The organism is Microbacterium sp. Bi128 (genome assembly GCF_918698205.1).
Map to the genome: position 1 here is coordinate 1 of NZ_CAKKMM010000551.1, position 3,158 is coordinate 3,158.

General features: G+C 69.4%; 4 protein-coding genes. All 4 read left to right on the forward strand.

The features are described from left to right. Nucleotides 1-192: hypothetical protein (locus LQV45_RS22710; RefSeq protein ID WP_230008934.1), on the forward strand; the 192-nt coding region annotated here is incomplete at its 5' end. Nucleotides 193-460: 268 nt separating this feature from the next. After that, nucleotides 461-955 (forward strand): nucleoside deaminase, encoded by a 495-nt coding sequence (locus LQV45_RS22715; RefSeq protein ID WP_230008935.1) that lies wholly within the window; start codon nt 461-463, stop codon nt 953-955. Between the two features lie 17 nt (nt 956-972). Continuing rightward, the gene (locus LQV45_RS22720) at nt 973-2,256 is read left to right on the forward strand and encodes an XdhC family protein (RefSeq protein ID WP_230008936.1); all 1,284 of its coding nucleotides are present in this window, start codon (nt 973-975) and stop codon (nt 2,254-2,256) included. Then, nucleotides 2,247-3,158: FAD binding domain-containing protein (locus LQV45_RS22725; RefSeq protein ID WP_230008937.1), on the forward strand; the 912-nt coding region annotated here is incomplete at its 3' end. The genes LQV45_RS22720 and LQV45_RS22725, both read left to right, overlap by 10 nt.

Below are 3,158 nucleotides of genomic sequence, written 5' to 3' on the forward strand. Positions count from 1 at the left end.
GAGGAATCCATGAACTCGCAGGAGAAGGGCAGTGCCGTTGAATTTCCGGCGCCCGGCCAGGAGCTGTACCTGCCGTTCAGCGCCGCGGACTTCGGTGCCACAGACCCGGACTTCTACATTCCGGCCGACTGCGAACGGAGGGACCGCGGCTTTTCCCGATGGCTCCGTGCGCTGCCGCTCTTTGGCCGGTAGGCGTTTTGTTTGGGCGGTAGGGCGGCGTTGGCGTGAAGACCCGGAAATAGAGATTTCACATAACGAAACTGGGCTTCCCTCAAATAGGGCGCGCCGCGCGGACATCCCGGTGCTACTGTCGATCTTGCCAACGGCGGGCAGCCCGGGACGCGGGAAGCTATCTACCAGGCGCAACCTTCAAGGCACATGCTGAAGACTGGTCACCGTCGCATACGGCCCTTGCGTACCCGTCACGGTGTACAGGCTTCCGCAGGTAGGGAGTGGCGGCATGACTACAACCGATACGGCCCAGAAGTTCCTGGCGAGATCCATCGAGTTGGCTACGGCCAACGTCCTGAACGGCGGCGGCCCGTTCGGCGCAGTGGTGGTCACTGCGGACGGGCTAGCGTTCGAAGGCGTCAACCGCGTCACCGCCACCAACGATCCCACGGCGCACGCCGAGGTCACGGCCATCCGGCAGGCCTGCAGCGAACTTGGCACTTTCGATCTCAGCGGAGCCACGCTCTACTGCAGCTGCGAGCCGTGCCCCATGTGCCTGGCGTCCGCACTGTGGGCGCGGGTGTCACGCGTGATGTTCGCCGCGGACCGGCACGATGCCGCGGCTGCGGGGTTCGATGACGCCGTCTTCTACGAATACTTCGAAAACGACCAGCGCGACACGCTCATGCCGGTGGGCAGGCTGCAACTGACAGACCCGCAAGCGCCCGCGGCACTGGATCCCTTCAAGGCCTGGAACTCGCTTGAGTCCCGGACCGACTACTAGCGCCGGGGACTGCGGCCATGTTGGATCTGCTCCCGCACCTGGGCACATGGCCGCCGGCCGCGTCCGGGCAGCGCTACGCGGTGGCCACCGTGGTGGGCACCGACGGATCGGTGCCGAGGCCCGTGGGCACCTCCATGCTGGTCTCCGAGGCCGGTGAGGTGCTGGGCAGCCTGTCCGGCGGCTGCGTTGAAGGGGCCGTTGTGGAGGCGGCTCTGGCGGCAATGCGCGATGGCGGGACGCGCCGGGAGTGCTTCGGCTACAGCGCCGAGGACGCGTTTGCCGCCGGGCTGACCTGCGGCGGCAGGCTGGAAATCCACATCGAACCCGTGGATACGGGGCCCGGCCGGCTGCGGCTGGACGGCCTGCTGGCCCTGGCCGGGAGGCATCCGGCCGGCGGCGCTGCGCTGATCCGCAGGGTAGACGCCGGCGGAGGCGGCGCCGTCGTGGTTCCAGACCCGGCGGCCTTCCAGGTACTGCAGTCGGCCGAACTCGCCGCGATGCTCGGTGCGGGCGGTTCCGGTGGTGCCGGGCTCGCGATGCGGGCGGCAGCAGCCCAGTTGGAACCGCTGCTGAGGGGAGGCCGTACAGGGCTGGTCCGGATCGCGTCCGCGGGGGAGCGCCAGCAGGAACCCGTGAGCCTGCTGGTGGAGAGCCGGCTACCGGCACCGCGCCTGCTGATCTTCGGCGCCAATGACTTCGGTGCGGCACTCGTGCCGCCCGCGAAACTCCTGGGCTTCCATGTCACGGTGTGCGATGCGCGCCCGGCGTTCGCACAGCAGGACAGGTTCGGCGCCGCGGACGAGGTGGCCACGGCCTGGCCGCACCGGTACTTGGCGGACCAAGTGCTGGCCGGCCGCACCGACGCCCGGACGGCCATCTGCGTGCTCACACACGATCCGAAATTCGATGTCCCGCTCCTGCAGGCCGCGCTCGGCCTGGACGTGGACTATGTCGGCGCCATGGGGTCCAGACGAAGCCACCGCGGGCGGATCGATGCTCTGCGGCAGGCCGGCGTGGCCGACGGCGACCTGGCCCGGCTGCACTCACCCATCGGCCTGGACCTCGGGGCCGTCACGCCGGAAGAGGTCGCGGTCTCCATCACGGCAGAACTCGTGGCCAACCGGAGCAAGGCCGCCGGGCTGGCCCAGGGCAGCGTGTCCCTGAAGGATGCCAGCGGCCCCATTCACCACTACTCCCGAAATCATCAGGACAGCAGTCATCACGGCCGCAACCATCACGGCCGCAACCATCACGACAGCAGCGCCGGCATGCCGGAACCTGAGGAGGCCCAGTGGACATGAACACCATCGAGGCCGTGGTCCGCACCGCGGATCCGACGCAGTGGCGCGAAGGGGACGCCTGGCTCGCGGGGGGTACCGTGCTTTTCTCCTCCGGGAGCCCCGCCGCCGGACAGGAACCGCTCCGGCGCCTCCTGGACCTCGGCTCCACGGACTGGACACCCATAGCGGTGTCGGCGGCCGGCATCGAGCTGGCGGCGACCTGCACCATCGCGCAACTGTATGCATTCCCGGATGCGGATGCGGATGCGGATGCCGGCTCGGACGCCGGCCGGGGGGTGGCCGGGAACTGGCCCGGCGTGGAACTCGTCCGCCCCTGCTGCGAGTCCTTTGTGGCCTCCTTCAAGGTCTGGACCATGTCCACGGTGGGCGGCAACCTGTGCACTTCCCTGCCGGCCGGGCCCATGATCTCGCTCTGCGCAGCGCTCGACGCCACGGCCACCATTCTGGGCCCCGGCGGCGCCCGCCGCACGCTCCCGGTGCTGGACTTCGTTACGGGCGACGGGACGAACTGCCTCGCTCCCGGCGAGCTCCTGCGCAGCGTGAGCCTGCCGGCGGCGGCCCTGTCCTCCCGGGTGGCCTTCCGCCGGCTGTCGCTGAGCAACCTGGGCAGGTCAGCGGTGCTGCTGATTGGAAGGCTCGACGCCGGCGGCACCCTGGTCCTGACCGTCACCGCAGCCACCAAGCGCCCCGTGCAGCTGCGCCTGGAGTCCTCCGCGGCGGCGCTCGCCGGCGCCCTCACTGATGCTCTCTCCGAGGCCTTGGATGCCGCCATCCCCGATGAGCTGTACCACGACGACGTCCACGGCCTGCCCGCCTGGCGCAAGGACATGACGTACCGGCTGGCCCATGAAATCCAGGCCGAACTCACCGCCCCGGCAGACCGCGACCCGTTACGCATATCC

Bases quoted from the DNA above. Each gene is read 5' to 3' on its own strand.
- LQV45_RS22715 (WP_230008935.1), top strand. From the start codon at position 461: ATGACTACAACCGATACGGCCCAGAAGTTCCTGGCGAGATCCATCGAG.
- LQV45_RS22720 (WP_230008936.1), top strand. From the start codon at position 973: ATGTTGGATCTGCTCCCGCACCTGGGCACATGGCCGCCGGCCGCGTCC.